Annotated in this window: 17 protein-coding genes; 12 read left to right on the top strand and 5 right to left on the bottom strand. The window is 64.2% G+C overall.

What is annotated here, in order from left to right:
- Nucleotides 1-2 precede the first annotated feature (2 nt).
- The 3 genes from B5M07_RS12055 to B5M07_RS19460 are packed head-to-tail and all read right to left on the bottom strand — an operon-like array spanning nucleotide 3 to nucleotide 1,371.
- Nucleotides 3-524, bottom strand: coding sequence for a DUF421 domain-containing protein (locus B5M07_RS12055; RefSeq protein ID WP_120351493.1), 522 nt, complete (start codon nucleotides 522-524; stop codon nucleotides 3-5).
- Nucleotides 524-1,171, bottom strand: coding sequence for a DUF998 domain-containing protein (locus B5M07_RS12050; protein WP_162931861.1), 648 nt, complete (start codon nucleotides 1,169-1,171; stop codon nucleotides 524-526). Before B5M07_RS12050 ends, B5M07_RS12055 begins: the two co-directional genes overlap by 1 nt.
- A gap of 53 nt (nucleotides 1,172-1,224) precedes the next feature.
- Complete coding sequence (locus tag B5M07_RS19460) at nucleotides 1,225-1,371, bottom strand: hypothetical protein (RefSeq protein WP_161487393.1); 147 nt, start codon at nucleotides 1,369-1,371, stop codon at nucleotides 1,225-1,227.
- 209 nt (nucleotides 1,372-1,580) lie between these two features.
- On the opposite strand from B5M07_RS19460, the gene B5M07_RS12045 reads away from it, so the two are divergent.
- Genes B5M07_RS12045 through B5M07_RS12030 form a run of 4 tightly spaced genes read left to right on the top strand, consistent with a single transcriptional unit; the run spans nucleotide 1,581 to nucleotide 5,251 of the window.
- Entirely contained in the window at nucleotides 1,581-2,165 is a 585-nt protein-coding gene (locus tag B5M07_RS12045) for a heme NO-binding domain-containing protein (protein WP_120351492.1), read from the top strand.
- The gene (locus tag B5M07_RS12040; protein WP_120351491.1) at nucleotides 2,162-3,187 is read left to right on the top strand and encodes a GGDEF domain-containing protein; all 1,026 of its coding nucleotides are present in this window, start codon (nucleotides 2,162-2,164) and stop codon (nucleotides 3,185-3,187) included. The genes B5M07_RS12045 and B5M07_RS12040 overlap by 4 nt, the downstream gene beginning before the upstream one ends.
- On the top strand, nucleotides 3,177-4,322 hold the full coding sequence (locus tag B5M07_RS12035) for a glycosyltransferase family 2 protein (RefSeq protein WP_254693922.1): 1,146 nt from the start codon (nucleotides 3,177-3,179) through the stop codon (nucleotides 4,320-4,322). Before B5M07_RS12040 ends, B5M07_RS12035 begins: the two co-directional genes overlap by 11 nt.
- On the top strand, nucleotides 4,319-5,251 hold the full coding sequence (locus B5M07_RS12030) for a glycosyltransferase family 2 protein (RefSeq protein WP_120351490.1): 933 nt from the start codon (nucleotides 4,319-4,321) through the stop codon (nucleotides 5,249-5,251). Before B5M07_RS12035 ends, B5M07_RS12030 begins: the two co-directional genes overlap by 4 nt.
- A gap of 3 nt (nucleotides 5,252-5,254) precedes the next feature.
- Here B5M07_RS12030 and B5M07_RS12025 read toward each other — a convergent pair whose 3' ends face one another.
- Complete coding sequence (locus B5M07_RS12025; protein WP_120351489.1) at nucleotides 5,255-6,001, bottom strand: WecB/TagA/CpsF family glycosyltransferase; 747 nt, start codon at nucleotides 5,999-6,001, stop codon at nucleotides 5,255-5,257.
- 150 nt (nucleotides 6,002-6,151) lie between these two features.
- On the opposite strand from B5M07_RS12025, the gene B5M07_RS12020 reads away from it, so the two are divergent.
- From B5M07_RS12020 to B5M07_RS11985, 8 genes are all read left to right on the top strand, one after another.
- On the top strand, nucleotides 6,152-7,654 hold the full coding sequence (locus tag B5M07_RS12020; RefSeq protein ID WP_254693921.1) for a hypothetical protein: 1,503 nt from the start codon (nucleotides 6,152-6,154) through the stop codon (nucleotides 7,652-7,654).
- A 169-nt stretch (nucleotides 7,655-7,823) separates the two neighbouring features.
- Nucleotides 7,824-14,273, top strand: a complete 6,450-nt coding sequence (locus tag B5M07_RS12015) for a type I polyketide synthase (protein WP_120351488.1) — start codon at nucleotides 7,824-7,826, stop codon at nucleotides 14,271-14,273.
- Nucleotides 14,270-15,280 (top strand): glycosyltransferase family 2 protein, encoded by a 1,011-nt coding sequence (locus B5M07_RS12010; protein WP_254693920.1) that lies wholly within the window; start codon nucleotides 14,270-14,272, stop codon nucleotides 15,278-15,280. The genes B5M07_RS12015 and B5M07_RS12010 overlap by 4 nt, the downstream gene beginning before the upstream one ends.
- A complete protein-coding gene (locus B5M07_RS12005; protein WP_120351487.1) occupies nucleotides 15,280-19,881 on the top strand; it encodes a MupA/Atu3671 family FMN-dependent luciferase-like monooxygenase in 4,602 nt (1,533 codons plus the stop codon). Before B5M07_RS12010 ends, B5M07_RS12005 begins: the two co-directional genes overlap by 1 nt.
- Nucleotides 19,853-20,563 (top strand): 4'-phosphopantetheinyl transferase family protein, encoded by a 711-nt coding sequence (locus B5M07_RS12000; RefSeq protein ID WP_120351486.1) that lies wholly within the window; start codon nucleotides 19,853-19,855, stop codon nucleotides 20,561-20,563. The genes B5M07_RS12005 and B5M07_RS12000 overlap by 29 nt, the downstream gene beginning before the upstream one ends.
- A 4-nt stretch (nucleotides 20,564-20,567) precedes the next feature.
- Nucleotides 20,568-21,512 carry a hypothetical protein gene (locus tag B5M07_RS11995; protein WP_120351485.1) on the top strand — a complete coding sequence of 315 codons (945 nt, stop codon included), beginning with the start codon at nucleotides 20,568-20,570 and terminating at the stop codon, nucleotides 21,510-21,512.
- Nucleotides 21,509-24,193, top strand: a complete 2,685-nt coding sequence (locus tag B5M07_RS11990) for a hypothetical protein (RefSeq protein ID WP_120351484.1) — start codon at nucleotides 21,509-21,511, stop codon at nucleotides 24,191-24,193. Before B5M07_RS11995 ends, B5M07_RS11990 begins: the two co-directional genes overlap by 4 nt.
- A complete protein-coding gene (locus B5M07_RS11985) occupies nucleotides 24,184-25,038 on the top strand; it encodes a glycosyltransferase (protein WP_120351483.1) in 855 nt (284 codons plus the stop codon). Before B5M07_RS11990 ends, B5M07_RS11985 begins: the two co-directional genes overlap by 10 nt.
- Here the strand turns inward: B5M07_RS11985 and B5M07_RS11980 are convergent.
- Complete coding sequence (locus B5M07_RS11980) at nucleotides 25,035-26,240, bottom strand: glycosyltransferase family 4 protein (protein WP_120351482.1); 1,206 nt, start codon at nucleotides 26,238-26,240, stop codon at nucleotides 25,035-25,037. The two genes, B5M07_RS11985 and B5M07_RS11980, sit on opposite strands and share 4 nt — an antisense overlap.
- Nucleotides 26,241-26,311 lie beyond the last annotated feature (71 nt).

Here is a 26,311-nt window from a genome sequence, read left to right as displayed (position 1 = left end):
GCTTAATCCTTGATCACCCGCGCGCCTTCAAGAATTCCCTCTTCGAGGGTATCCCCACGCAGGACCGAGATATCGCCCGTCGTCTCCAACACAACGGCACGCACCTCCGAAAAGCGCAGCGCATTGGCCTCCCGCAACTTGGCAATCAGGTCGGCGCGCGCGACGCGGGTTTCGCTTAGGGCGGCGTCGAATATCTCACCATCCCGCATCAGGATCACGGGCTCGTTCTGCACGACTTTTTCGAATTGGTCAGAGGCTTGCCGTATCCGCGCGATGACGAATTGCGCACCAAGCAGGGCGGAAATGGCTAAGGTCGGCTGCGCAAACTCTGGCCAAGTGGTGGCCTGACAGGCCCCGGCAAGCAGCGAGCCTGTGGCGACCGTGGCGACGAAGTCAAAGGCGGTCATCTTTGAAAAAGTGCGCAGCCCGATCACGCGGACCACAAAGATCACCCAAGTCAGCGGAATGGCGGAAAGCAAGAGCGCCCGGGCGAGGATATCGAGCGGAACGTGGTCGAAAAACATCACCCGTGCCCCCCGTTCAATGCCTTGCCCCGCTGGATAAAGAACCGCCCCAAAAGCACCACCATCGCCATGGCAATCAGCCCCAGATAGCGCTCATAGATGCCGTCGATCCCGGTGGGCAGGAAGAAGAACGGCGGGGCGGAGACCAGCCACAGAAGCGAGATCACCTTGAGCGCCTTGGCAAGGAACGCAGAGATATCAGCGAAACCTTTCGACAGCAGCCAAGGCACGGTGAGCATAATCAGCCCAAGCGCGTAGACCAGATAGACATGGATCACCACGCCATCGGAATCGCGGTCCCCGTATTCGTTTCTTGCGCCGACCAGAAAAACGATGAGCCCCAGAAGGGCAAGGCCAATGGTGGCGATGCTCCACCACCGATCGCCGAAATGCACATGGGCACAAAGCAGGGCGCAGGCAATCAGCGCGGCGGAGAAGGCATAGATGCCGATGTCGACGATGAATTCATACCGCCCCGCACCTAAATCGCTGATCGTGTCGGCGATCCAGTCATGATTCGGCACCACAAAATCCGCGATCAGGATCGAGACGGCGAATATCACACAGCCAAGGATGGCGACCCAGCCCAGACAAATCATAAACCCCGGCGCGCTGTGCTGCCGGGGGGCTGTGACGTCATTGCTCATATTTAGACACCCTTTTTTACTTGAGGTCTGACACCAAGGTCAGACCCAGACCCTCAGTCCGATAGCCGCGAGCGTTCTTCGGCGTTGGGGCTTCCTGCGGGGGCTTCGTCCAATGTGGCCTCGGGGCGGTGCAGGTCTTTTTGAGGTTTCTTGGGCGGTGTCTTGTCTTCGTCTTTCGGGTGTTTGGGATCATCGCTCATGGATATGCTCCTCACTGGCTGGGGAGAGGCGGGGCGTCGCCTCTTCTCTCCAATACCGAACGCGCGGAATGTGGCGGCGGTTCCGGGTGCGATTCCGGGCTTGGCGTGGCCGGACGGGCAACGCAATTTCCTGACAACTGTATTCATCAGGCCAATCTTAACCACTGCAACGGCAATCTGCTCTCGGGAAAAATGGGAATGAGGCAGTCATGCACGGGCTTATCAACCGCAGCATTCAGAACTACTTTTGTGCCAACTACGGGCAGAGACTTTGGGCCGAGGTGGCCTCTCGGGCCGGGTTGGACTTTACCGAATTCGAGGCGATGCTGACCTATTCGGATCATGTCACCCCGGCTGTCCTTGAGGCGGTCTGCGACGTGCTGGACCGACCCCGGGCCGAGGTGATGGAAGACGTCGGCACCTTTCTTGTGGCGCAACCGGGCTATGAGGCTGTGCGGCGTTTGCTGCGCTTTGGCGGGGTGAGCTTCAGTGACTTTTTGCAATCGCTCGACGATTTGCCGGACCGGACGCGCCTTGCCCTATCCGAACTGCATTTGCCTTGGGTCGAACTGCGCGAAGACCCCGATGGCCAGTATTCCTTGATCTGCGAAGCCCCGCTCGTTGGCTATGGCTACCTTATGATGGGGGTCTTGCGGGCCATGGCCGATGACTATGGCGCGCTGGTGCTGTTGGAACACTGTGGGCGATCGGATGGCATCGAGGTGCTGAAGATCATTTTGGTCGAGGCCGAATTCTCGGAAGGGCGCCGGTTTGAGCTTGGGGCGCGGGCATGAGCGTAGGGTGCCATGATCCGGCGGTTCTGGACAAACTATGTCCGATGCATCTGCTGTTGTCTGCCAATGGCGAGATCCGCCACGCCGGGCCGACGATCCAAAAGCTGCGCCCGCAGTCCCCGTTGGCGGGGCGGCATTTTCTGGAAACCGTCACCGTTAAGCGGCCCCGCGGGATTGACGGGATGAAAGACCTGCACCGGGCCACGGGGGTAAAGCTGCACCTCGCCTTTCGCGATTCCCCCCGGACCGAGCTTAAGGGGCTGCTGGTGCCCTTGGGGGATCGGCGGCTGATCGTGAACCTCTCTTTCGGGATTTCGATTTTCGACGGGGTGCAGGACTATGCATTGACCAATGCGGATTTCGCCGCCACCGATCTGGCGATCGAGATGCTCTATCTGATGGAGGCGAAATCAGCCGCGATGGAGGCCTCCCGCCGCCTGAACCTGCGCCTGCAAGAGGCGCGAATCACTGCAGAGGAACAGGCCTTTACCGATACGCTGACGGGGCTGAAAAACCGCCGCGCGCTGAACGCGGTGCTGGAGCGGTTGATCACCGCCGGAGAGGGGTTCGCGGTGATGCATGTCGATCTCGATTACTTCAAGGCGGTGAATGACAGTCTGGGCCATGCCGCGGGCGATCATGTGCTGCAAGTTGTCGCCCGGATCATGCAACAAGAAACCCGAAGCTCTGACATGGTGGTGCGGTTGGGCGGAGATGAGTTCACCGTGGTTCTGCCCGATGTGCGCGGCGAGGGCATATTGAGGCGGATTGGCCAGCGGATCATCGACCGGCTGGAAGAGCCAATCCGCTACAAGGGGGAAGTTTGCAAGGTTTCCGCCAGCATCGGCACGGTCTGGATCCAGCGCGGCGATCGGCGACCGCGTGAGGTGGTTCTGGCCAATGCAGATGCCGCGCTCTATGCCTCGAAACACGCTGGCCGTGCGCGCCACACGTTCTTTGACCCCGCCCTGCGGGCCGTGGCCGGGCCTGCTGCCGCGCCCGGTCAAAACGGTGGCAGCTAATCGCTCGGGGCACAGTCACGCGGATCAGAAAGCCATGGCGGCAGTGGACCGCGCAGATTGCCTGTCGTATCACAACGGCATGAAATCGCCCCTGCATCTGCTCCGCCGCCTGCGCCAACGCCTGCACGACGCCCGCCGCCGGGCGCGCTTTGCCGCTTCCTTGCAGCATCTGCACGGGCCGAGCAAACTGGACGTGGCCCTGGGGGAGGTGGTGCTGATCGCCTTGGTGCGCGACGGCAGCTATTACCTCGACGCCTTTTTTCGCCATTACCGCGCGATGGGCGTGCAACATTTCGTTTTCATCGACAACGGCTCGCGCGATGACACCATCGCCCGGATCAAAGCGCAGAAAGGCACTGTGATCGACCGCTGCACCCTGCCGCTGGCCGAGTACGAAGACCTGATCCGCCAGTATCCCGCGCAGACCTATGGCAGAAATCGCTGGTGTCTCTATGTCGATATGGACGAGATTTTCGATTTCGAAGGGCGCAGCCAGATTGGCATCAAGGGGCTGACCGCCTATCTCGAACAGCAGGGCTATACCGCCTTAATGGCGCAGATGCTTGAGATGTTCCCCAAAACCAGCCTCGCTGCCGCGGCGGGGGTGCCCTATAAACAAGCGCTGCAATCCTTTCTCTATTATGACATCAGCGCGGTGCGCAAAACCGACTACCACAGTCCGGAAATTCCGTTCTCCGCGCTGCTGGCCGATAATGATCTTTCCAACGATGCGGTGAAGTTCGCCTTTGGCGGCGTGCGCGGCAAGGTCTTTGGAGAGAACTGTTGCCTGACGAAACATCCGCTGATCTTCAACGGGCCAGAGGTCACACCGGCGCCGCATCCGCATCTGTCCTGCGGGCTGCGCGTGGCGGATATGACGGCAGTGATCAAACACTACAAGTTCGCCAATGACGCCGCCGCGCGGGATGCCGAGACGCTGGGCGCGGGCAATCTGGCGCATGGCGAAGACGCACGCCGCATGGCGGTGATCGGGCAAAACCCCGATGTCTCGCTCTTCTCGCTGGACGCGCGGCGTTGGAACCGGGTCGAACTTCTGTACCGCGCGGGCTTTCTGGTACCCTCCGACAGCTACAGCGCCCATGTCGCCGCTTGGCGTGATGAGCATGCCGCATGAGCATCGGCGCCGTTGTCATCGGACGCAATGAAGGCGCCCGGCTGGAGCGGTCCTTGCAGGCTTTGGCGGGGCAGGTGGCGCAGATTGTCTATGTCGACAGCGGCTCAACCGATGGGTCCGTCGCTGCGGCGCGGGGGCTGGGCGCGGAAGTGGTCGAACTGGACATGCAGCAGCCCTTCACCGCCGCGCGGGCCCGCAATGCGGGCGTGGCGGCATTGGGCGAAGGGATTACGCTGGTGCAATTCCTTGATGGCGATTGCATCCTGCGGGACGGTTGGCTGGCGGCGGCTGAGGCCCATCTGAACGCGCATCCTCAACTCGCCGTGGTCTGCGGCAGACGTCGCGAGGAACATCCCCAAACCTCGATTTACAACAGTCTGATCGACGCAGAATGGGACACGCCGCCGGGCGAGGCGCGCGCCTGTGGTGGCGATGCGCTGATACGGCTTGAGGCGCTCCGCGCCGTGGGTGGCTACCGGGCAGAGATGATCGCCGGAGAAGAACCAGAACTGTGCCAGCGGCTGCGCCGGGCGGGTTGGCAGATATGGCGGCTCGACGCCGAGATGACATGGCATGACGCGCAGATCACCCGGTTCAGCCAGTGGTGGCGGCGCAGCCTGCGTGCTGGTCACGCCTTTGCCGAAGGGGCGGCGCTGCATGGCGCTGGTCCCGATCGCCATTGGGTGGCCGAGACGCGCCGCGCCGTGCTTTGGGGCGCGCTTTTGCCTGCGGTGATTTTGCTGCTGGCGCTGTTGACGCCGTGGGCCGCAGTCGGGCTGATGCTGCTCTACCCACTGCAACTCTTGCGGTTGATCTGGCGCGGGGGGGCGGCTTGGGGCTTTTTCACCCTGCTGGGCAAATTCCCCGAAGCCTTGGGCGTGCTGAAGTATCACATGCGCCGCGATGGGCGGATCATCGAATACCGCTGACGCCTAGCGCGTCCGCCAAGCCTCAAGCGTCAGGCGCGGGAGGATCGCGAAACAGCGCGCATAGCGCGGCACCATCCGCGCCGGGCTCTGCAGGGCACGCCAAAACCATTCCAAAGCCAGCATCCGCATCCATTTCGGCGCACGGCGCTGCCGCCCGGCCAAAAAATCCAATCCTGCCCCGACAGAGGCGAACCCCACCCCCGGCGCAACCTCACGCCCGCGCGCGGCGAGCATCTCTTGTTTGGGCGCACCTAGTGCCAGAAAACACAGACGCGCCCCGCTGTTGGCGATGTTGCGCAGGGCGGTATCCGCTTCGGCGCTTTCGGGGTCAAAGCCCATCGGCGGGGCGGCGATGTGGCAAATCTCCAGCCCCGGCACACGGGCCCGCAGGGCTGCTGCGGCCCCGTGAAGGGCTTCCTCATCACTGCCGAAGAACGCGATGGGCAACGATTGCTCGGCGGCCAATTCGCAAAGCGGGATGATCAGATCAGAGCCGGGCATCAAGGCAACCGGCTGCTTGGCCAGTTGCGACAGCCAGACAACGGGGCGGCCATCGGCCACGATCAGATCCTGCGCATGATAGGCAGCGGCAAAACCCGCATTGCGGGGCAGTTTGGTCAGATGGTCGAGGTTGAGCGTGGCAAGCGCGAATCCTTGGCCCTTGGCAAAGCGCGCGCGCAGGGCCTGAAACAATGCGGCCCTTGTCGCCACATTAACCACCACCGCGGCATCGCCCTTGCCATACTTCATACCGCGCGCCCCGCCTCTGGGCTGCCACAGGCAGGCGCAAGGGGGGAAGGCGCACGCTTTATGTAATTGATTTCACATGCCATCTATCAACCACGCCCGTGCCAGATTGAACCTGCCGCAAAACTAGCGGGATGACAGGGCTGGGGCCAGATGGTATTTTCGCCCCGCCCCATCCTGCCGCGCATTCGTCCGGCTTTCGTGAAGGACATCATGCCAAATCCCGTCGCCTATCTGATGCTGCTGATCTGGCCCTTCGTCTGTCTGGGGCTGTTTCGCAACCTGCCGCTGCAGCGGGCGCTGATCTGGTCGATCTTGGGGGGCTATCTTTTCCTGCCGCCGCTGGCCGAATTTAACCTGCCGCTGGTGCCGGGCCTCGACAAAGTGTCGATCCCGAACCTGAGCGTTTTGTTGATCATCTGGCTGGGCACGCAAGAGAAACTGCAGCTTTGGCCCGCCTCTCGTTTGGCGGGGTTCTTGGTGGTGGGGCTGGTCTTTTCCGCTGTGCCCACGGTGCTGACCAATGGCGATCCGATCCTGTTTCAGGCAATCCGAGGGTTCGAGCCGATCCTCTTTCCCGTGGACGCCCTGCCGGGGCTGTCGATCCGCGACATCGGGTCGGTCTTGATCGGCCAGATGCTGATGCTGGTGCCCTTCTTGTTGGCGCGGCAGTTCCTTGCGGACGAAGAGGGCCTGCGCGAGCTTTTGCTGGCCTTCATGATCGGCGGGCTTATCTATTCCGTGCCCTCGCTCTTCGAAATTCGTTTCTCTCCGCAGCTAAACACCTGGATCTACGGATTCTTTCAGCACTCCTTTGAGCAGATGATGCGCAATGGTGGCTTCCGGCCCATCGTGTTTCTGCCGCACGCGCTGTGGCTGGCGATTTTCATGTGTATCGCGCTGTTGTCGGCGGTTGCGCTGGCGCGGCAGACCCCGGTGATCGACCGTTGGAAAATGCTGCTGTTGGCGGCCTTTTTGGGCGTGGTCCTGCTGCTGTGCAAAAGCCTTGCCTCCATCGCCTATGCGCTGCTTTTGGTGCCGATGGTGCTGCTGGTCCCGGCGCGCTGGCAGATCCGTCTGGCGGTGGTCTTTGCGGCGGTGGCGGTGATCTATCCGATGCTGCGCAACGCGGGGTTGATCCCGCTTGATGCCATCCTCGCGCAGGCCGAGGCGATCAGCGCGGACCGGGCGCAATCGCTTGGCTATCGTTTCATGAACGAAGAACGGCTGCTGGCAAGAGCCGCCGAAAAACCATGGTTCGGCTGGGGCGGATGGGGGCGCAACCTGATCCGGGATGCGACCAACGGCAATATCCTTTCCGTCCCGGACGGACGTTGGATCATCGTTTTCGGCACCTTCGGCTGGGTCGGGTATCTTTGCGAGATGGGTCTTTTGGCGCTGCCGATCTTTCTTATGGGGCTACACCTCTACCGGCAGGGGGATGCGGGCCTATCCCCTTGGGTCGCGCCGCTGCTTTTGATCCTTGGCATTACCATGATGGACATGTTGCTTAATGCCACGCTGACGCCGCTTACTTGGCTTACGGCCGGGGCGATCCTCGGTCATGCCGAGGGTCTGGCGGCGGCGCGCAGGGGGCAGACCGCACTTGATGCCAGCGCAAATCCTGCGCTGCAGGCAAAGCGGACGGTTTTCTGAACTGGCATCTGCTCACCGTTCCGTGAAGCGATTTTGTCCAGAATAGACCCAAGGGCACGCTCTTGGCTCATTTTTGACAGATTTGCCTGTTGTATGCTGCACCCGAAGCTTAAATTGAACCTTGAAGGCTCATCACTGTAGTCGAACGGGCGATGGGACATGTGTCGCAATGAATAGCACAGACAAAACTCTTGCACGCGATGATATCGCGATTGTCGGCATATCGGTGAACGTGCCGGGGGCCGAAGGAGTCGACGCCTATTGGGCGAACCTGCGCGATGGCGTGAGCGCGCTCAAGCGGCGCGACGCGGCCGAGCTGCGCGCCGCCGGAGAGAGCGCCGAACGTATGGCCCGGCCAAACTACGTGCCCGTCACCGCCGAGATGCCCGGTTTCGACATGTTCGACGCCGAGTTCTTCGGCTTTTCCCCAAAAGACGCCGCCATCCTCGACCCGCAGCACCGCAAATTTCTTGAGGTCGCTTGGGAGGCGATGGAGCAGGCGGGGCATATGCCCGAAAGCCTTTCCGGCCCCGTCGGTGTCTATGCGGGCTGTGGCATGGGCAGCTATTTCTATTTCAACATCTGCTCGAACCCCGATCTGGTTGATGACGTGGGCATGTTTCTGCTGCGGCATACCGGCAATGACAAAGATTTCCTCTCGACCCGGGTCAGCCATGTGTTTGACCTCAAAGGCCCGTCGATCAACCTGCAAACCGCCTGTTCGACCTCGCTGGTGGCGATCCACTATGCGGCGCAGGCGCTGCGCGCGGGTGAGATCAACATGGCACTGGCGGGTGGGGTGACGATCGAGCTGCCTCAGGGCCGGGGCTATGAATTTAAAGAGAATGAAATCCTCTCTCCCGACGGCGAATGCCACGCTTTCGACCACCGCGCACAGGGCACCGTCTTTGGCTCTGGCGCGGGGGCGGTGGCGCTGCGGCGGTTGGAAGATGCCATTGCGGATGGCGATCCTATTTGGGCGGTCATCAAAGGCTCGGCGGTCAACAACGACGGCGCGGCCAAGGCGGGCTATCTGGCCCCTTCGGTTGATGGGCAGACGGCGGCCATTGCCCGCGCGCTCGACAATGCAGGCGTGGCGGCGCAGAGCATCGGCATGGTCGAATGCCACGGCACCGGCACCTATCTAGGCGATCCGATTGAGGTCGCCGCCCTGACCCAAGCCTACCGGGCCGAGACGCAGGCCGAAGATTTCTGCCGCATCGGGTCGGTCAAAACCAACATCGGCCATCTCGACACTGCGGCGGGTGTGGCGGGGCTGGCCAAGGCGGCGCTGGCGTTGCACCACCAGCAAATCCCCCCCTCGCTGGGCTATGAAGCGCCGAACCCGGCGATCCCCTTCGAAGGCTCGCCTTTCCGCGTGAACGACCGGCTTTATGACTGGCCCGCCCAAGCCGCACCCCGGCGTGCCGCGGTCAATGCGCTTGGCGTTGGCGGGACCAACGCGCATATGATCTTGGAAGAGGCGCCCGCCCGCGCGGCGTCGGAAGAAAGCGATTTCCCGTTCCATGTGCTCTGCCTCTCGGGCCGGAACAAAGCGGCGTTGGACGCCAACAGCGCCGCCCTCGCGGCGCATTTGCGCGCGCATCCCGAACAGCCCTTAGCCGATGTCTCCTTCACCCTGAAAGAGGGCCGTCGGGGTTTCGACAAACGCCGCATCTTGGTCGCCGAAACCCATGAAGAAGCCGCAGCCCTTTTGGAAGGCGGCGACAGCCGCCGTGTCTTTACCCATGACCACCTTGGCCCCGAGGCTGAGGTCGTTTTCATGTTCCCCGGCGGCGGCGCGCAATATGCCGATATGGCCCGCGACCTTTATGAAACCGAGCCGGTCTTTGCCGAATGGATGGACCGGGGGCTCGACCATCTCGCGCCGCAGCTTGAGTATGACATCCGCGCGATCTGGCTGCCGGAACCCGAAGACCGCGCGGCGGCAGAAGCCAAGCTGAAACGGCCTTCGGTGCAATTGCCGCTGATCATGATCGTCGAATACGCGCTGGCGCAGCTTTGGCTCTCTTGGGGGGTGAAACCCGCGGCGATGGTGGGGCATTCCATGGGCGAAAATGTCGCCGCCTGCCTTGCCGGGGTGATGCGCTTTGAGGAATGCATCGACCTTGTCCTGCTGCGCGGGCGGCTCTTTGATGAGGTGCCAGCAGGCGGGATGATCAGCATCTCCGCTCCGCTGGATCAGATCACGCCACTTCTGGGCGAAGGGCTTGATATCGCCAGCGTCAACGGCCCGGAACTGATCGCGGTCTCTGGCCCGGACGACGCGCTAAAGGCGCTGCAAGCACGGTTGGATGCAGCCGTTCTCGACCACCAGCGCATCGCCATCGACATCGCCGCCCACTCGCGGATGCTGGACCCGATCCTTGACCGATACCGCGCTTTCCTTGCCACGCTTGACCTGCGCGCGCCGCAGATGCCCTTTTTGTCCAACCGAACAGGCAAGATGATCACGGCGCAGATGGCGGCGGACCCCGACTATTGGGTCGAACAGCTGCGCAACACGGTGAATTTCGCCGATTGTATCAGCACGTTGAGCGCTGACGCGCGGCGGGTCTTCCTAGAGGTCGGACCGGGCAAGGCGCTTTCCGCCTTGGCGCAGATGAACGCGGATGTGGCACCGGGGCAGGTGATGTCTTCGTTGCGCCACCCCGAGCAAGAAATTGCGGATGATGTCTATTTCCTCAGCGTGATCGGGCGGCTTTGGGCCTCGGGGGTCGAAGCTGACTGGGCGCAGATCTGGGGCGAGGCACGGCGCAACCGCGTGGTGCTGCCGACCTATCAATTCCAACGTGCGCGTTATTTCATCGAACCGGGAGAGGCCGCGACCCGCCCCGCAGAGCAACCGCTGCAACGGCTGGATGACATCAGCGATTGGGGCGCGCTGCCGCATTGGCAACCGCGCTACGCCGAAGGGGATATGGCGCTCTCCGGCCCGGTGAACTGGCTTATCTTCGCCGATACGGCGGGGCCGGGGGCCGAGGCCGCCGCGCGGTTGCGTGCCAAAGGGTATCGCGTGGTGCAGGTCACGGCGGGGGATGCCTTTGCCCGCGTCACCACAGATCATTTCACGCTGGCCCCAGAACAGGGACGGTCGGGCTATGACCAGTTGATCGCGACGCTTCAGGCCGAAAGGCAAATGCCCGACCGGATCGCGCATTTCTGGCTGACCGATGATCAGGTCGCCCCGCGCCCCGGTTCCAGCAGGTTTGACCGCAATATTGAACAGGGGTTCTGGAGCCTGACGTGGCTCGCGCAGTCCTTGGCCGAGGCCGAGATTGACGCGCCGCTGCACCTTGACGTCTTCACCACCGGTGGGGCGCAGATCGCGGAAGAGGGGCTGGCCTATCCCGAAAAGGCGCTGATCTCTGGCCCCGTCGGCGTCATGGCACGAGAGGTGCCGGGGCTGACGGCGAGCCAGATTGACCTGCCCGTCGCAGCACCCGTGGCACCGGCAAGATGGTTCGCGAAGCCAGTCGACCCCGCGCCGGTGATTGATCCCGGTGACCTGATCGAAGAGCTTTTGGCCAGCCCGGCCAACCTTCAGGTCGCCCATCGTGCTGGCCGCCGCTATGAATTGGGCTACCGCGCAGCCAGCCTACCGCCAAGCGATTTGCCGGGGTGGAAGCCGGAGGGACATTACCTCATCACCGGCGGTTTCGGGGGCATCGGGCTGACCCTTGCGGCAGACATTCTTGAGACGCCGGGCACCCGTGTCATCCTGCTGAGCCGCGCTGCGCTTCCGATGCGCCACGAATGGGACAGCTACCTTGCCAGTCACGGCCCCGCCGACGCCACGGCCCGCCGCTTGCGTGCCGTTCTGCGACTTGAAGCGCAGGCGGCGCAGTCGGGCGGGGCGGTCGAAGTTGCCCGCGCGGATGTCACCAACCTTGCGCAGATGCGCCGGGTGATCGACGATCTGACCGCCCGCCATGGGGGGCTGACAGGGGTGATCCATGCCGCCGGGGTGCTGGACGATGCGCCGCTCTTGGCCAAATCCGACGCGGGCATTGACGCGGTGCTGGCCCCCAAGGTGCAGGGGCTGCGGGTCTTGGACCAACTGTTGCCCGATGGCGCGCTTGACCTGATGGTGCTCTTTTCCTCGACCTCTACCGCCAGTCGCGCGGCGGGGCAGGTGGACTATGTGGCGGCGAACGCCTGGCTCAATGCCTTTGCGCAATCGCGGCGCGGCGCGAAGACCCGCGTGGTCGCGGTGAACTGGGGCGTTTGGGCCGATGTGGGCATGGCCGCTGACACGCTTGCGGGGGGCGGTGCCGTGGCGCTGCCTGCCCGCGTGATCAATGCGGCGCTGCTTGAAACCGCAGGGTCAGGCGACAGCGGCGTACCGGAATTCACCACCGAGATCGCCACCTCACATTGGCTGCTCGACCAGCACCGCACCTTGGATGGCCGCGCCATCATGCCGGGGACAGGCTATATTGAGCTTTTGGCCGAGGCCGCGCAGGCTCAAGGGCTGCAGGGGTTCACGCTGCAAGACCTCTATTTTCTGCGTCCCCTGCCGCTGGCCGATGGGGCGCGGCGCAAGATCAAGATCACCCTGACCCCCGAGGGCGCAGGTTTCGCCGCCGAGTTGCGCAGCGCCTGTGTGGTCAATGGCAGGCCCGCGTGGCAGTTGCATGTTCAAGCGCGTTTGACCCCCACGGGGCGCACAGCCACCCCTCTCGATCTTGCTGCCCTCGCGGCCCGTTGCGAGGACGTGGCCGAAGCCGCGCCCGGGGGCCGTCTGCCCGCCGTTCAAGAGGCGCATCTGAAATTCGGCCCGCGCTGGCATGTGCTGCAACGCACCGCCATGGGACAGGGAGAGGGGCTCGCCGCGCTACGGCTGCCCGAGGCCGCGCAGGGTGATCTGGCCGATGGCTATGTGCTGCACCCCGGTCTGATGGACATCGCCACCGGTTGGGCCATGGCGCTGATCCCCGGCTATGCCGCGCGTCACCTTTGGGTGCCGCTGTCTTATGGTGAGATCACGCTTCACGCGGCGCTGCCTGCCGAGGTCCGCTCGCACGTCCGGCTTGCCGAAGGATCGGCGGCGGAGGGCTTGGCCCGGTTCAATGTGACGATCACCGATGCGCAGGGAGCGGTCCTTGTCGATGTGCGCGATTTCGCGATGAAACGGCTCGAAGGGCCCTTTGCCGAAGTGCCGCCGCCCGACGCCCGCGAAGTGGTCTTTGAGGATGCCCAAAGCGCCGACAGCCTCAGCCCCGCCGAAGAGCGTTTGGCCCGTCTGGTGCGCCAAGGTATCCGCGCGCAGGAAGGGCCAGAGGCCCTGCGCCGTGCGCTGGCGCTGGATGCGCCACAGGTCATGGTGTCCTCACTGCCCTTGCAGACATTGATTGCCCAAGCCGACGCGCCGCTGACCGATGCCTCCGCCCAAGGGCAAAGCTTTGAGCGGCCCGATCTGGACGGTTCTTTCGTCGCCCCCCGCAACGGGATCGAAGAAAAGCTGGCCGAGATTTGGTCGAACCTTTTGGGCGTTAGCCCGGTGGGGGTCGAGGATAGTTTCTTTGACCTCGGCGGGCATTCCCTGATCGCTGTCCGCCTGTTTGCGGCGGTCAAGCGCGAGTTCAAGGTGGAATTCCCGATCTCCGTTCTGTTCGAGGCTCCCACGATCGCCAAATGCGCAGCGCTCATCGCGGCGGAGCGCGGAGATTTGGCGCAGACGGAAGTGGCTGATACGGCAGCGGCGGCCCCGCAGCAGCGCTTTGACCACCTTGTACCGCTCAATCAATCGCCGCAGGATGCGACGCCGCTTTTCGTGGTGGCGGGGATGTTCGGCAATGTGCTGAACCTGCGCCACCTTGCCTTGCCCTTTAGCGGCGAACGCGCGGTCTATGGTGTGCAGGCCCGTGGGTTGATCGGCGACGCTGCCCCCCACGAAGAGGTGCAGGCCGCTGCGGCTGACTACATCGCAGAGATCCGTGCGCTGCAGCCCCAAGGGCCCTATCTGTTGGCCGGATACTCCGGCGGCGGGATCACGGCCTATGAGATGGCGCAGCAGTTGCAGGCGGCAGGGCAAGAGGTGGCCGTTCTAGCGATGCTCGACACGCCGCTGCCCGTCCGCCCGACGCTCAGCAAGATCGACAAGGCGCATATCAAATTGGCAGAGCTGCGGCGTAAGGGTCCGGCCTATCTGCTTGAATGGGCGCGCAACCGCTGGGCGTGGGAGCGCGCGCGCCGCCGGGGGCCTCAGGAGGCGGTCGGCGATGGTGAGGGGGGGGCTTCCTTCAACAGTCTGCGCATTCAGGCGGCCTTCCTGCGCGCGATGGAGCGCTATGAAACGCCCCAGTGGGACGGGCCGATGACACTCTTCCGACCACCGCTGGATCGGCATTGGGCTGTTTCTGCCGGGCAATATGTCACCGCGGAAAAAGAATATGTCTATGAGGACAACCAGTGGCGGCAATATGCGCCGCGCTTGCAGGTGATCGAAGTGCCGGGCGACCATGTGAGCATGGTGCTGGCGCCCAATGTGACTGTCTTGGCGCAAGAGCTGGCCGAGGTGATCGCGGCGGCCCTGCCAATAGACGCCAGCCACGACCAGCCCGCTGATCAGCCTCAGGCCACGGCGGCGGAATGATGCAACAATCACCCCGCCTTTTGGTCATTATTCTCAACTACCGCACCGCAGAGATGACCCTGCGCGCGGCTGAGGCCGCTTTGGCCGATATGCCCCAGACCCATGCCGAACTGGTGATCGTTGACAACGACAGCGGCGACGGTTCTGCCGCGCTCTTGGCGCAGGAGATTGCCGCGCGGGGCTGGGGTGCGGGCAATCGGGTGCGGCTGATCACATCGCCCCGCAACGGTGGCTTCGGGGCGGGCAACAACATTGCCATGCGGGCGGGGATGTCCGACGGGGCAGCGCCGGATTTCGTGCATGTGGTGAACTCGGATGCCTTCCTTGATCGGGGCTGTATCGGGACGCTGTTGGATCATCTACAGAACCACCCCCGCGCCGGGTTGGCCGGAAGCCATGTGCGCGGCGAGGATGATCTGCCCCATGCCACGGCCTTCCGGTTCCCCTCTGCCGCGGGCGAGTTGGAAGCTGCCGCGCGGTTGGGCCCACTGACGCGACTGCTGTCCTCTGCCGTGGTGGCCCCGCCCTTGCCGGAAGAGGCCGCAGAGGTCGATTGGGTGGCCGGTGCCAGTGTCATGATGCGGTGGGATATGCTGGCTGATGTCGGTCTCTTCGACGAAGCGTATTTCCTTTATTATGAGGAAACTGATTTTTGCCTGCGTGCCGCGCGGGCTGGGTGGGACTGCTGGTATGTGCCTCAGGCGCGCTGCGTTCACGTTGGCTCGGTCTCGACCGGGATGAAGGAATGGCGCCGGATGCCGCGCTATTGGTTCGACAGTCGCCACCGCTATTTCGCCAAGAACCATGGCCGCGCCTATGCCGCTTTGGCCACCTGTGCTCGGCTTGCCGGGGGCGGATTGCACCGCCTGCGCTGCCTGCTGACCGGACGCCAGCCAGAAGACGCCCCCGGTTTTTACCGTGACCTCGCGGCCCATGCGCTCACCGCGAGGCGCGCGGCCCCCGCCGTCCAAGACCCAAGCCGTAGCCCCGCCACGGAGGACCGTTGATGACCGCCAGCTTCAAGACAGAACCGTTTTCCGCGCTCTTGATGGGCGACGAATCTCTGACCATTGCCTGCGGCGACATGCTGCTGGCGGGCGGCCATCGGATCGCCGCCGTAATCACCCGAGATGACGCGGTGCGCGCTTGGGCCGAAGGGCAGGGGCTGGTCCTTCGCCGCGATGCGGAAGATCTGCTGCCCATGGGTCTGGCCGCCGACTGGCTTTTGAGCATCGCCAACCTGCGGCTGATCCCTCAGACGGTTTTGGCCCTGCCCACACGTGGCGCGGTCAATTTCCACGATGGGCCCCTGCCGCGCTATGCTGGGCTGAACACGCCCGCTTGGGCAATCATCAACGGCGAGGCGCAGCATGGGGTCAGTTGGCATCTGATTGAAGCGGGCGTTGATACCGGTGACCTGCTGGCGCAGCGGGAGGTAGAGATCGCGCCCGATGAGACGGCCTTTAGCCTCAACTCTAAATGCTACGCCGCCGGGATGGAAAGCTTTGGCGCAGTGCTGGCCCAGTTGGAAAGCGGCAAGCTGCAAGGCACCGCCCAAGACCTGCGTCAGCGCAGCTATTTCGCGAAGGACAAACGGCCCGAGAACTGCGGGCTGATCGACTTTACCAAGACCGCAGGAGAGATCAGCGCGCTGGTCCGTGGCTTGGATTTCGGGGCCTATTGGAACCCTTTGACCACGGCAAAACTCGCAGGCGCGGCAGGCGCGGCAGGCGCGGCAGGCGCGGTGCTGGCCGTTTCCCGCGTCGAGGTGCTGGCGGGCCAAGGCGGCACCCCCGGCGAGGTTGTCGAGGTCGACAGCACGCGGGTGGTCGTGGCGGCGCGCGATGCCCATATCGCCCTCTATGATCTGCGCGATATGGCGGGTGAGAGTATTGCTCCGGCCCAGTTTTTTGCCCCCGGTGATAAAGTGCCACACACGGCGGGCAGCGCTCCGGCTTCGGCTGAGGAGGCACATTGGCGGCGCGCTTTGACCGGGTTTGAGGCGCTGCCGGTCCCCTTGGCCACCGCAGTTGAAACGACAACGACATGGGCAGAGCGAGAGATCGCGCTGCCGCAGGGGAGTGACCTTTCGCAGCAGGCCGCAGCCGCAGCCCTCGTCGCGCTGCGCAGCGCCGGGGCAACAGAAGGCGGCATCGCCCTCAGCCGCAAAGGGGAATCCGCGCCGCTGATCGCCGATTGGTTGCCGGTCACCATCGCGGCAGAGGCGGGCTTGCCCGTGGCGGAACTGATCGCACAGGTAGAACCACAACTTGCCCGCGCGAAGGACGCGGCAGGTTTCGCGCGTGATCTGCCGCTGCGCGACCCGGCGATTGAAGCGCTTGGCACTCCGGATTTTGCGTTGTCCTTTGACAGTGAACCGCTCGCGGGTGCGGCGCTGACCCTCTGCCTCGGGGCGGGGGGCGCGCGCCTCTTTGCGGATAGCACGCGACTGACCGATGCCGCGATCAACCTCCTCGCCGCGCGGTTTGCGGCGGCTTTCGCCAACATCTCCGAGGCTGCAGATTGCGGCACCCTCTGGGCCCTTCCAGAGACCGAGATGCAGCTCCTGACCCGCGTTAACGCGACGACGCGCGACTATGAACACCTCACCATCCATGCCGCTTTTGAGGCGCAGGTGGCGCGCACACCCGAGGCCCCCGCGCTGGTGTTCGAGGGGGAGACGCTTAGCTATGCCGCGCTGAACGCCTGCGCCAATCAATTGGCGCATGTGCTGGGTGACATGGGGGCCGGGCCGGGGATGCCGGTGGCGCTTTGCGTTGCACGGGGGGTGGACCTGCTGGTGGGCACGCTTGGCATCCTGAAAGCTGGCGCCGCCTATGTGCCGCTTGATCCGGCCTATCCGGCGGACCGTCTGGCACATTACCTTTCAGACAGTGGCGCTGCGGTCGTGGTCACGCAATCGGTCCTTTCCGCCAGCCTGCCCGCGCAAGGCGCGCAGGTGTTGGAGCTGGACCGCGACCCGCGCCTCGCCACGGCTTCGGACGTGAACCCTGCCGCCAGCGCGGGGCCGGATGACCTTGCCTATCTGATCTATACCTCCGGCTCGACCGGGACGCCCAAGGGCGTGATGGTCAGCCACGGCAATGTGGCGAATTTCTTTGCCGGGATGGACGACCGGATCGATCATGAGGCGGGCGCTGTCTGGCTCGCTGTCACCAGCCTCAGTTTCGATATCTCGGTGCTGGAACTGTTCTGGACCCTCGCACGGGGGGGCAAACTGGTGCTGGCCGGCGACGATAGCCGGGCGCTGATGTCGAACGGGCCGATTGCCACCAGCGACCGCAAGATCGACTTCAACCTGTTTTACTGGGGCAATGACGACGGGGTCGGCCCCAAGAAATACGAGCTGCTGCTGGAAGGTGCGCGATTCGCCGATGCCAATGGCTTCAACGCGGTCTGGACGCCCGAGCGGCATTTCCATGCCTTCGGCGGCCCCTATCCGAACCCCTCTGTCACAGGCGCTGCCGTGGCCGCGGTGACGCAGAACCTTGATGTGCGGGCCGGGTCTTGCGTCGCCCCGCTGCATCACCCCGCGCGGATCGCCGAGGAATGGGCGGTGATCGACAACCTGACAAACGGGCGCGTGGGACTGGCCATCGCCAGCGGATGGCAGCCCGATGACTTCGTGCTGCGCCCGGAGAACACGCCGCCGCAGAACAAGCCCGCGATGTATGACGCCATCGACCAGTTGCGCAAACTCTGGGCCGGGGAGCCGGTGGAATTCCCCCGTGCCGATGGCACGCCCCACGCGGTGGTAACGCAGCCGCGCCCCGTCTCGAACAGGCTGCCGATCTGGGTCACCACGGCGGGCAATCCACAAACGTGGAAAGAAGCAGGAGAGATCGGGGCCAATGTGCTGACCCACCTGCTCGGCCAATCGGTGGAAGAGGTGGCGGACAAGATCAAGATCTACCACGACGCCCTGCGCGGTGCGGGCCATGACCCGGCGGTTCACCGGGTCACCGTCATGTTGCACAGCTATCTCGCCGAGACCCGCGCCGAGGCCGAGGAAATCGCCCGCGCGCCCATGAAGGACTACCTGCGCTCGGCGGCGGGGCTGATCAAACAATACGCTTGGGCCTTTCCGGCCTTCAAGAAACCGGCCGGCACGACAAACCCGTTTGAGATCGACCTCGAAGGGCTCTCGGCCGAAGAAATGGATGCGATCCTAGAGTTCGCCTTTCAACGCTATTTCAACGACAGTGGCATGTTTGGCACCGTGGCAGATGGGCTGGCGCGGGCCGAGCAACTCAAGCGGATCGGTGTCGATGAGATCGCCTGCCTGATCGACTATGGCATTCCCACCGACAAGGTGATGGCGGGGCTGAAGCCGCTGGCCGATGTGCTGCGCCGCGCCAATGCGGGTGGGCAACCGGCAGAGGACGACCACTCAATCGCCGCGCAGATCGTGCGCCATGGCGTGACCCATCTGCAATGCACGCCCTCGATGGCGCAGATGATGGTGATGAACGATGAGGCACGTGGCGCTTTGGCGCGGGTAAAGGCGCTGATGGTCGGGGGGGAGGCGTTGCCCGGCACGTTGTCACGCGCTTTGCGTGCGGCGACGCAGGCGCAGATCCAGAACATGTACGGCCCGACCGAGACGACGATCTGGTCGACCACCCATGTGCTACAAGACACCCACAGCACCACGGCCCCCATCGGCACACCGATTGCCAACACGCAGGTTCATGTCCTTGACGCCGCGCGGCAGGTGCTGCCGATCGGTGCGGCGGGTGAACTTTGGATCGGGGGCGCTGGCGTGACACAGGGCTATTGGCAACGGGCCGAGATGACCGCCGCGCGTTTCATCGACGATCCCTTCGCGGGCCACGGGCGTCTCTATGGCACGGGCGATCTGGTGCGCATGAACGCCGAAGGCGTGCTGCATTTCGAAGGCCGCGCCGATGCGCAGGTCAAGATACGCGGCCACCGGATTGAGCTTGGGGAAGTCGAAGCACGGCTGGCCGATCTGCCGGGGGTGGGTCAGGCCGTGGCCCTGCTGCGCGATGATGCGGGGCCGGGGGGTGCGCAACTGGTCGGCTATGTGGTCGCCGATGCGGCGGTCGACAGCGACGCGGCGCGGCGGCAACTGGCCGCCCATCTGCCCGATATCATGGTGCCACAGGCCATCGTAACGTTGCCCGCCATGCCCTTGACGCCCAACAAGAAAATTGACCGCAAGGCCTTGCCCGCCCCGGTCAAACGCAGTGCTGCACCTGCCGCCGCGCCACAGACGGCCACGCAAGACGGCAACAGCCAAGCCGCCATCGCGCAGGTCTGGGGCGCGCTTTTGGGCATCGGGGACATTCGCGGCGGCGATAACTTCTTTGCTCTTGGGGGGCATTCGCTGCTGGCGGTGCAGGCGCATCGCGATATCAAGGCGGCCTTGGGCGCCAGCGCGCTGTCGATCACCGATATCTTCCGTTTCCCGACCCTTGCGGGATTGGCGGCGCATATTGATGGATTGGACGGCCAGAAAGCCGAACCGCCCAAGGCGCCCCCAGCCGCCGAAACGCCTGCCCGGACCGAAACCATGTCGAAACGTCGCCTCATGCGTGCCGAGCGCGCCCGCGGGCGGGGTTGAGGTGACGGCAGAGGCCGAGATCAAGACCGCAGTCCGCAGTCTGTTCGATCTGCCAGTCGCCGTTGCTGTAACCCAGATCGACAGGCCCCATCCGCCATTGCTGGGGGACGAAGCCGCCGTCATCGCACGTGCACGGCCCAAGCGGGTCGCCGAATTCACCGCCGGACGCCACGCCGCACGCGAAGCGATGCAGGCCCTTGGCCACCCGCCTGCGCCGGTGCTGGCCAGCACCGACCGCGCGCCGATTTGGCCGCAGGGCCTGACCGGTTCGATCAGCCATTCCGATGTGTGGTGCATCGCCGTGCTGGCGCGGTGCTCTGATGTGGTGGCACTGGGCGTCGACATCGAAGAAGACAGCCCGCTGCCCGACGACCTGATTGCAGAAATCTGTCTTCCGTCCGAGATTACCCGCCTCGGTGGGGCTGATCTCGCCGCCGCCAAACGCATCTTCTGCGCCAAGGAGGCGGCCTATAAGGCGCAATATCCGCTCACCAAAACGCTCTTTGGCTTTGATCGGTTGGACGTAACCCTATCCGCCGAAAACCCCGCTTTTGACGCGCAATTTACCCAAGACACTGAACGCTTTAAGCGCGGCGAGAAGCTGCCGGGGCGGATCGTTTCGGTGGCGGGCCACCTTGTCAGCGGGGTGGCGATTGGGCAGATTGATCGCAAAGGAGCTTGATCTCATGGTCGCACTCTCTCGCCGTGCCTTTCTGGGGGGCGCCGCTCTTGCCAGCCTCGGCGGCGGGACTTGGGTCTTTCGCCGGGCGCAGGTGCAGGACCGCGCGGAACAACTCTATGCCACGCCGCTGACCCCGCCGACGGGGCCGATGCAGGTCTACCATCTGGGGCATTCACTGGTGGGCCGAGACATGCCCGCGATGCTGGCGCAGATGGCGGGGGCCGGGCACAGCTATCACAGTCAAACCGGCTGGGGCAGTTCGCTGCGCGACCATTGGGAGCCGAATGTGCCGGTGAATGGGTTTGAGCGCTCTAATGACCATGCGCAGCACCGGCCCGCCCGGGCGGCGATCGGTTCGGGCGATTACGACGCCCTGGTTTTGACCGAGATGGTCGAGCTTGCCGACGCCATCCGCTACCACGACAGCCCCGACTACCTTGCCCGCTGGGCCGATCTGGCGCAGGCGGCCCGGCCCGACACGCGCGTCTATCTTTATGAGACATGGCATCACACCGACGATGGCAAGGGGTGGCTGAACCGCATCGACCGTGACCTCGATCAATACTGGCGGCAGCAGGTGATCTACCCCGCTTTGCAGCAATCGGACCGGCCCATTCATCTGATCCCCGCCGGGCAGGTCATGGCGGCCTTTGCCCGCGCAGTCGATGCGGCCGGAGGGGTGGGCGGCATCATCAGCCTGCAGAACCTCTTTTCGCGCGATGAGCAAGGCCGCCGCGATACGATTCACTTCAACGATCAGGGGGCCTATCTTGTGGCGCTGACCCATTACGCAACGCTCTATCACCGCGACCCGGCGGGGCTGCCGCATCAGTTGACCCGCGCGGATGGCACCCCGGCTGACACACCAAGTGCAGAGGCCGCAGCACTGATGCAGCGCGTGGTCTGGGACGTGGTCCGCGCCCATCCCGACAGCGGGGTCGCGGCATGAGCGGTCTGGGCGGGCTGTTCTCGGTCTTGATGGTGGGCCACAGCCTTTTTGGGGCGGACGGGCCGGATATGTTGCAAGAGGCGCTGCGCGCCGGGGTGGGGCAGGGCGAGGTGCGCGCGCAGATCATCAACGGCGCGCCCCTGCGTTATAATTGGGACGAATCTGACCGGGCCGAGGGCGTGGATGCCCGCACTGTCTTGCCCGAAGGGCAGACCACCCATCTGATCCTGACCGAGGCGATCCCGCTGGCCAATCACACCCGTTGGTCGGATACCGAAGTCTATGCGCAGGCTTTCTTTGGCCTTGCTGCGGCGGCCAATGCGACGGTGAAGGTCTATCTGCAAGAGACATGGCATTCGCTGAAAAGCGGCAGCGGAGAGGCAGTGGCCTATGACGACCACGCCCATATCCCTTGGCGCGAACGGTTGCAAAATGATCTGCCCGCATGGGAGGGGATCGCGGCGGCGGTGAGCGATGGGCGCAGCTCTGACACTGCGACGATTGAGGTGATCCCCGCCGGGCAAGCGATGGCGCGGCTTTACGATGAAATCGCCGCCGAACGTGTGCCGGGGCTGAATGAGATCGACGCGCTTTTTGCCGATGACATCCACCTGAACGATCTGGGCCACTACTTTGTCGCCATGGTGCAATATGCCACGCTGACGGGCAAAGATCCCTTGGGCCTGCCGACGGATTTCAATGACCGTTGGGGCAAAGCGTTTGACACGCCCACCCCCGACCTCGCGCGGGAGCTTCAGCGTGTGGCGTGGGATTCGGTGCGAGAGTATCAGGGCAGTGCTGTGGTGCCGGTGCCGCCTGCCACGCGCCCTGCCGCCGCAAACAATGCACAGACCGCCCCGATTTCGCCCACTGGCCCGCCCGCGGTGCCTGAGCCTACGGCTGCCCGCGATGAGCCTACGCCTGCCCGCGATGAGCCAGCGCCCGCCCCAGATGAACCTGCGTCCGCTCCTGATGAGCCAGCGCCGGCCCCAGATGAGCCCGAAGTACCTGTCACGCCGATTGCGAACGCCCCGTTCAAGATCACACCGCCGCAGGACGCCGTCGCAGGCACCCGCGACATGGGCATCGGCCTTGCCGCCATCGCCGACTGGAGCGTGCAGGCTCCCTTCCTCGACCTGATGAAAACCGCGCGCCCGTGGCTTGGCCATCTGGCCGGGCGCTTTGGCGGGATGGAATATGCGCAATTGGTTGAGGGTGGCTACCTCGATTCCGAAGGCTGGCCGGTGAAGATGCCCCGCGCCTTGGGCAGCATCGGCACATTGATCCTGACCGACATGCCGCCGCAGGCGACCACGCTCAAGGGCCGCTATCTGCTTCGCTTTGAGGGGCAGGGCGTGATCGAGGTCACGGGCCGGGCCGAGAATGTCCGCTATGGCAAGAACGAGGTGCGGTTCGACTATGCGCCGGGGCCGGGCAGTGTCGACATTCGCATTCAGCGCATGCACCGCAGCGATCCGCCGCGCGATATCACCGTCGTGCGCGAAGACCGCGCTGCCGATTTCGACGCTGGCGCGCGGTTCAACCCCGATTGGACGCAGCATCTGACCGGGATGAAGGTGCTACGCTTCATGGATTGGATGGGCACCAACGACAGCCCCATCGCCGCATGGGAGGACCGCCCGCGCCCCGAGGATGTGACCTATGCCCTGCGCGGTGTCCCGGTAGAAGTCATGGTCGCCTTGGCCAATGAACTCAAGATCGACCCGTGGTTCAACATGCCACATCTGGCGGATGATGGCTATGTGACCGCGTTCGCGACCTACGTCGAGGAGACGTTGAGCGAGGACCGAAAAGCCTATGTGGAATTCTCCAACGAGGTTTGGAATTGGCAATTCGCCCAGACCCAATGGGCGGATGAGATGGCGCAGGCCCGCTGGAATGAGGCCGAGAAGGGGATGCAGTTCTATGGCCTGCGCGCCGCCGAAGTGGCGCGCATCTGGACGGATGTCTTCGGCGGTGAGGCTGAAGCGCGGTTGCGCAATGTGATCGCGAGCCAGACCGGCTGGCTGGGGCTTGAGCGTGAGGCTTTGGAAGCCCCGCTTTACCAAGCTGAAAAAGCAGGAAACCGCGCGCCCGCCACCGCCTTTGATGCATATGCGATCACCGGCTATTTCGGCGGGGTGCTGGGGCTGGAAGATAATGTGGAATTGGTCAAGGACTGGCTGTCGGAAAGCCTCGAATTGGCCCGCGCCGAGGGGGAAGCGGAAGGGTTGAGCGGCAGTGCTCTGGACGATTATATTCAGACCCACCGCTTTGACGCGGCCACCGCCCGTGCGGCGAAAGACCTGCGCAACGGTGGCATCAGCGGGCTTGAAAACGACACGCTTGCCGACCTTATTGGCCGTGTCTGGCCTTATCATGCCGCCGTGGCGCGGGCGCATGACCTAGATCTGGTGATGTACGAAGGCGGCAGCCATGTGGTTGGCCTTGGGGCACAGGTGAATGACGAAAGTCTGACCGCCTTCTTTCACCATCTCAATTACGCGCCTCAAATGGGTGCGCTCTATAACGATCTGATGGCAGGGTGGCTGGCTGTCGGCGGGCAATTGTTCACTCATTATTCGGATGTCTATGCCCCGACGAAATGGGGGTCTTGGGGCGCGCTGCGCTATCTGGTGGATGAAAACCCACGTTGGGACGCTTTGAACGCATGGAAGTAGCAACAGGCGCGTTCCAAGGGGTGAGCGTGTTGATCCCCGCCCATAATGAGGCCGACTGGCTGCCCGCCTGCCTCGACGCGCTCTGCGCCGCTGACCCGGTGGCGGGGCCGGTGGAGGTGATCGTCGTGGCCAATGGCTGCACGGACGACACCGCAGAACTGGCCCGCAGAAAGGCCCCCGCGTTCGAGGCGCGAGGCTGGGCGCTGCGGGTGCTGGAACTGGCTCAAGGCAGCAAACTCGGTGCGTTGAATGCGGGCGAGGCTGCGGCGCGGGGTGCGGTCTTGGTCTATCTCGACGCCGATGTGCTGGTCTCACCGCCCCTGCTGGCGCAACTGGCCGGGGCACTGGCCGAGGACGCGCCGCGCTATGCTAGCGGGATGCCGCAGGTGACGACCTCAGGCGATTGCGTGACGCGCCATTACACGCGGTTTTGGCAGACCACCGGCTTCATGACCCATGGCGTGCCGGGGTTTGGTGTCTTTGCCATGAACCGCACCGGGCGGGCGCGTTGGGGGGATTGGCCGGACATCATCTCGGACGACACTTTCGCGCGGCTGAATTTCCGCCCCGAGGAACGCATCGCGGTGCCTGCCCCCTATGCTTGGCCCATGATCGAAGGCTTTGCGCCGCTGGTGCGGGTGCGGCGGCGGCAAGACATTGGCGTGGCCGAGGTCGAGCAGCTTTTCCCCGACCTGATGCGCAATGATGACGCGCATGATCAGATGCGCCCCTTTTGGCGGCGCGCGCTGGCGGACCCTTTGGGGGCGCTGGTCTTTGTCGCCGTGCGGCTGACGATTTACGCACCGGTCTTTCGCAGTGCAAACCGCTGGGTGCGGGGGCGCTAGCGGGCGGCGTCTTGCATGTGGTCCGCGAGCTTTGCCGCCTCGCGGGACACATCATGGCGCGCGAAGACCCGCGCGTGGGCGTTCCTTCCCATCTCTTCCAGCGTCGAGAGCGGCGCGTCATGCAGGGCGGTCATCGCCTCGGCCAAGGCCGCCACATCGCCTGCGGGCACCAGCCAGCCGGTCTGGCCGGGCTGCACCAGTTCCGGCGTGCCTGCGATATAGGTGGCGATTACCGGGCGGGCGGCGGCCATGGCCTCCATCACCACCATGGGCAGACCTTCGGCGAAACTGGGCATGACGAGCGCATGGGCAGCGCTGAGTTCGGAGGTAACTCGCGCCTCATCGACCCAGCCGGTCAGGGTGATGCGATCATGCAGGGTGTGGCGGGCGATTTCCGTTTCAATCGCGCGGCGCAAAGGGCCGTCGCCAATCAGCGTCAGATGCAGATCGGGTTGGCTGTCGCGCAGCTGGGCCATGGCGTCGATCAGGGCAAGCTGGCCCTTCTGCTCCACAAAACGCCCGATGGAGACGAGGCGCCGCGGGCCATCCGGCAGGGCGGCGGGGGCAGGGAATTTAGCGGGCTCAATGCCGCAATGCACAGCTTTGATGCGCGGCCAATCGGCTGGGTCAGCCCATCGGCACAGTTGACTGCGCCCGAACTGGCTGATCGCCACGGCAAATGCCGAATGATGGATTTTCGCGCCGAGTGACAACGCGCGGGGGCTGTCGAATTCCTCAGGCCCATGGGTGGTGAAACTATAGCGCGGCCCGCCAAGCAGGTGGCAAAGCATCGCGACCATCGTGGCGTTGGTGCCGAAATGAGCGTGCAGGTGCTCTGTGCCGCTGCCGTCCAGCTGCGCCTGCAGATAGCATGCCTCGGCCAGATAGATCAGATGGCGGGCCATCCCCGTCTCGGCCCGACGTGCGGCGTGCCAGACTTCGCGCAGCGCTTTGCCGAACCGGCGGGGCGAACGCAGGACACTGCGCAGGCTTGCATGGGCGAGGGCGGCCCCGCCAGCGGCCAGAACATAGTGGCTGCGCGCCTCTTCGGCCTTGTCCTGCCCATCGACCAGCGGCACATCGGGGCCGCGCATGGCAAAGCGCAGCACCTCATGGCCCGCCGCCTCTAGCGCCGCGATCTCGCGGCGGATGAAGGAATGCGAGGGCTGCGGGTAGGTGTTGAGGATATAGGCGATCTTCACGGGGGGCGCGGCCTTGGCTTATGGCTGATAAACCTTGTTACCCGCCCGCTTGCCACTGGCACAAGGGCGGG

It is taken from the genome of Sulfitobacter sp. D7, from assembly GCF_003611275.1.
Lineage (GTDB): Bacteria > Pseudomonadota > Alphaproteobacteria > Rhodobacterales > Rhodobacteraceae > Sulfitobacter > Sulfitobacter profundi.
Note: the sequence above shows the minus strand (reverse complement) of the source record. Positions and strands in the feature narration are given on the sequence as shown.

What these genes read in the sequence shown, in the direction of transcription:
- B5M07_RS12055 (WP_120351493.1), bottom strand. Translation starts at nt 524, where the DNA reads ATGTTTTTCGACCACGTTCCGCTCGATATCCTCGCCCGGGCGCTCTTG.
- B5M07_RS12050 (WP_162931861.1), bottom strand. Translation starts at nt 1,171, where the DNA reads ATGAGCAATGACGTCACAGCCCCCCGGCAGCACAGCGCGCCGGGGTTT.
- B5M07_RS19460 (WP_161487393.1), bottom strand. Translation starts at nt 1,371, where the DNA reads ATGAGCGATGATCCCAAACACCCGAAAGACGAAGACAAGACACCGCCC.
- B5M07_RS12045 (WP_120351492.1), top strand. Translation starts at nt 1,581, where the DNA reads ATGCACGGGCTTATCAACCGCAGCATTCAGAACTACTTTTGTGCCAAC.
- B5M07_RS12040 (WP_120351491.1), top strand. Translation starts at nt 2,162, where the DNA reads ATGAGCGTAGGGTGCCATGATCCGGCGGTTCTGGACAAACTATGTCCG.
- B5M07_RS12030 (WP_120351490.1), top strand. Translation starts at nt 4,319, where the DNA reads ATGAGCATCGGCGCCGTTGTCATCGGACGCAATGAAGGCGCCCGGCTG.
- B5M07_RS12025 (WP_120351489.1), bottom strand. Translation starts at nt 6,001, where the DNA reads ATGAAGTATGGCAAGGGCGATGCCGCGGTGGTGGTTAATGTGGCGACA.
- B5M07_RS12020 (WP_254693921.1), top strand. Translation starts at nt 6,152, where the DNA reads ATGGTATTTTCGCCCCGCCCCATCCTGCCGCGCATTCGTCCGGCTTTC.
- B5M07_RS12015 (WP_120351488.1), top strand. Translation starts at nt 7,824, where the DNA reads ATGAATAGCACAGACAAAACTCTTGCACGCGATGATATCGCGATTGTC.
- B5M07_RS12010 (WP_254693920.1), top strand. Translation starts at nt 14,270, where the DNA reads ATGATGCAACAATCACCCCGCCTTTTGGTCATTATTCTCAACTACCGC.
- B5M07_RS12005 (WP_120351487.1), top strand. Translation starts at nt 15,280, where the DNA reads ATGACCGCCAGCTTCAAGACAGAACCGTTTTCCGCGCTCTTGATGGGC.
- B5M07_RS11995 (WP_120351485.1), top strand. Translation starts at nt 20,568, where the DNA reads ATGGTCGCACTCTCTCGCCGTGCCTTTCTGGGGGGCGCCGCTCTTGCC.
- B5M07_RS11990 (WP_120351484.1), top strand. Translation starts at nt 21,509, where the DNA reads ATGAGCGGTCTGGGCGGGCTGTTCTCGGTCTTGATGGTGGGCCACAGC.
- B5M07_RS11985 (WP_120351483.1), top strand. Translation starts at nt 24,184, where the DNA reads ATGGAAGTAGCAACAGGCGCGTTCCAAGGGGTGAGCGTGTTGATCCCC.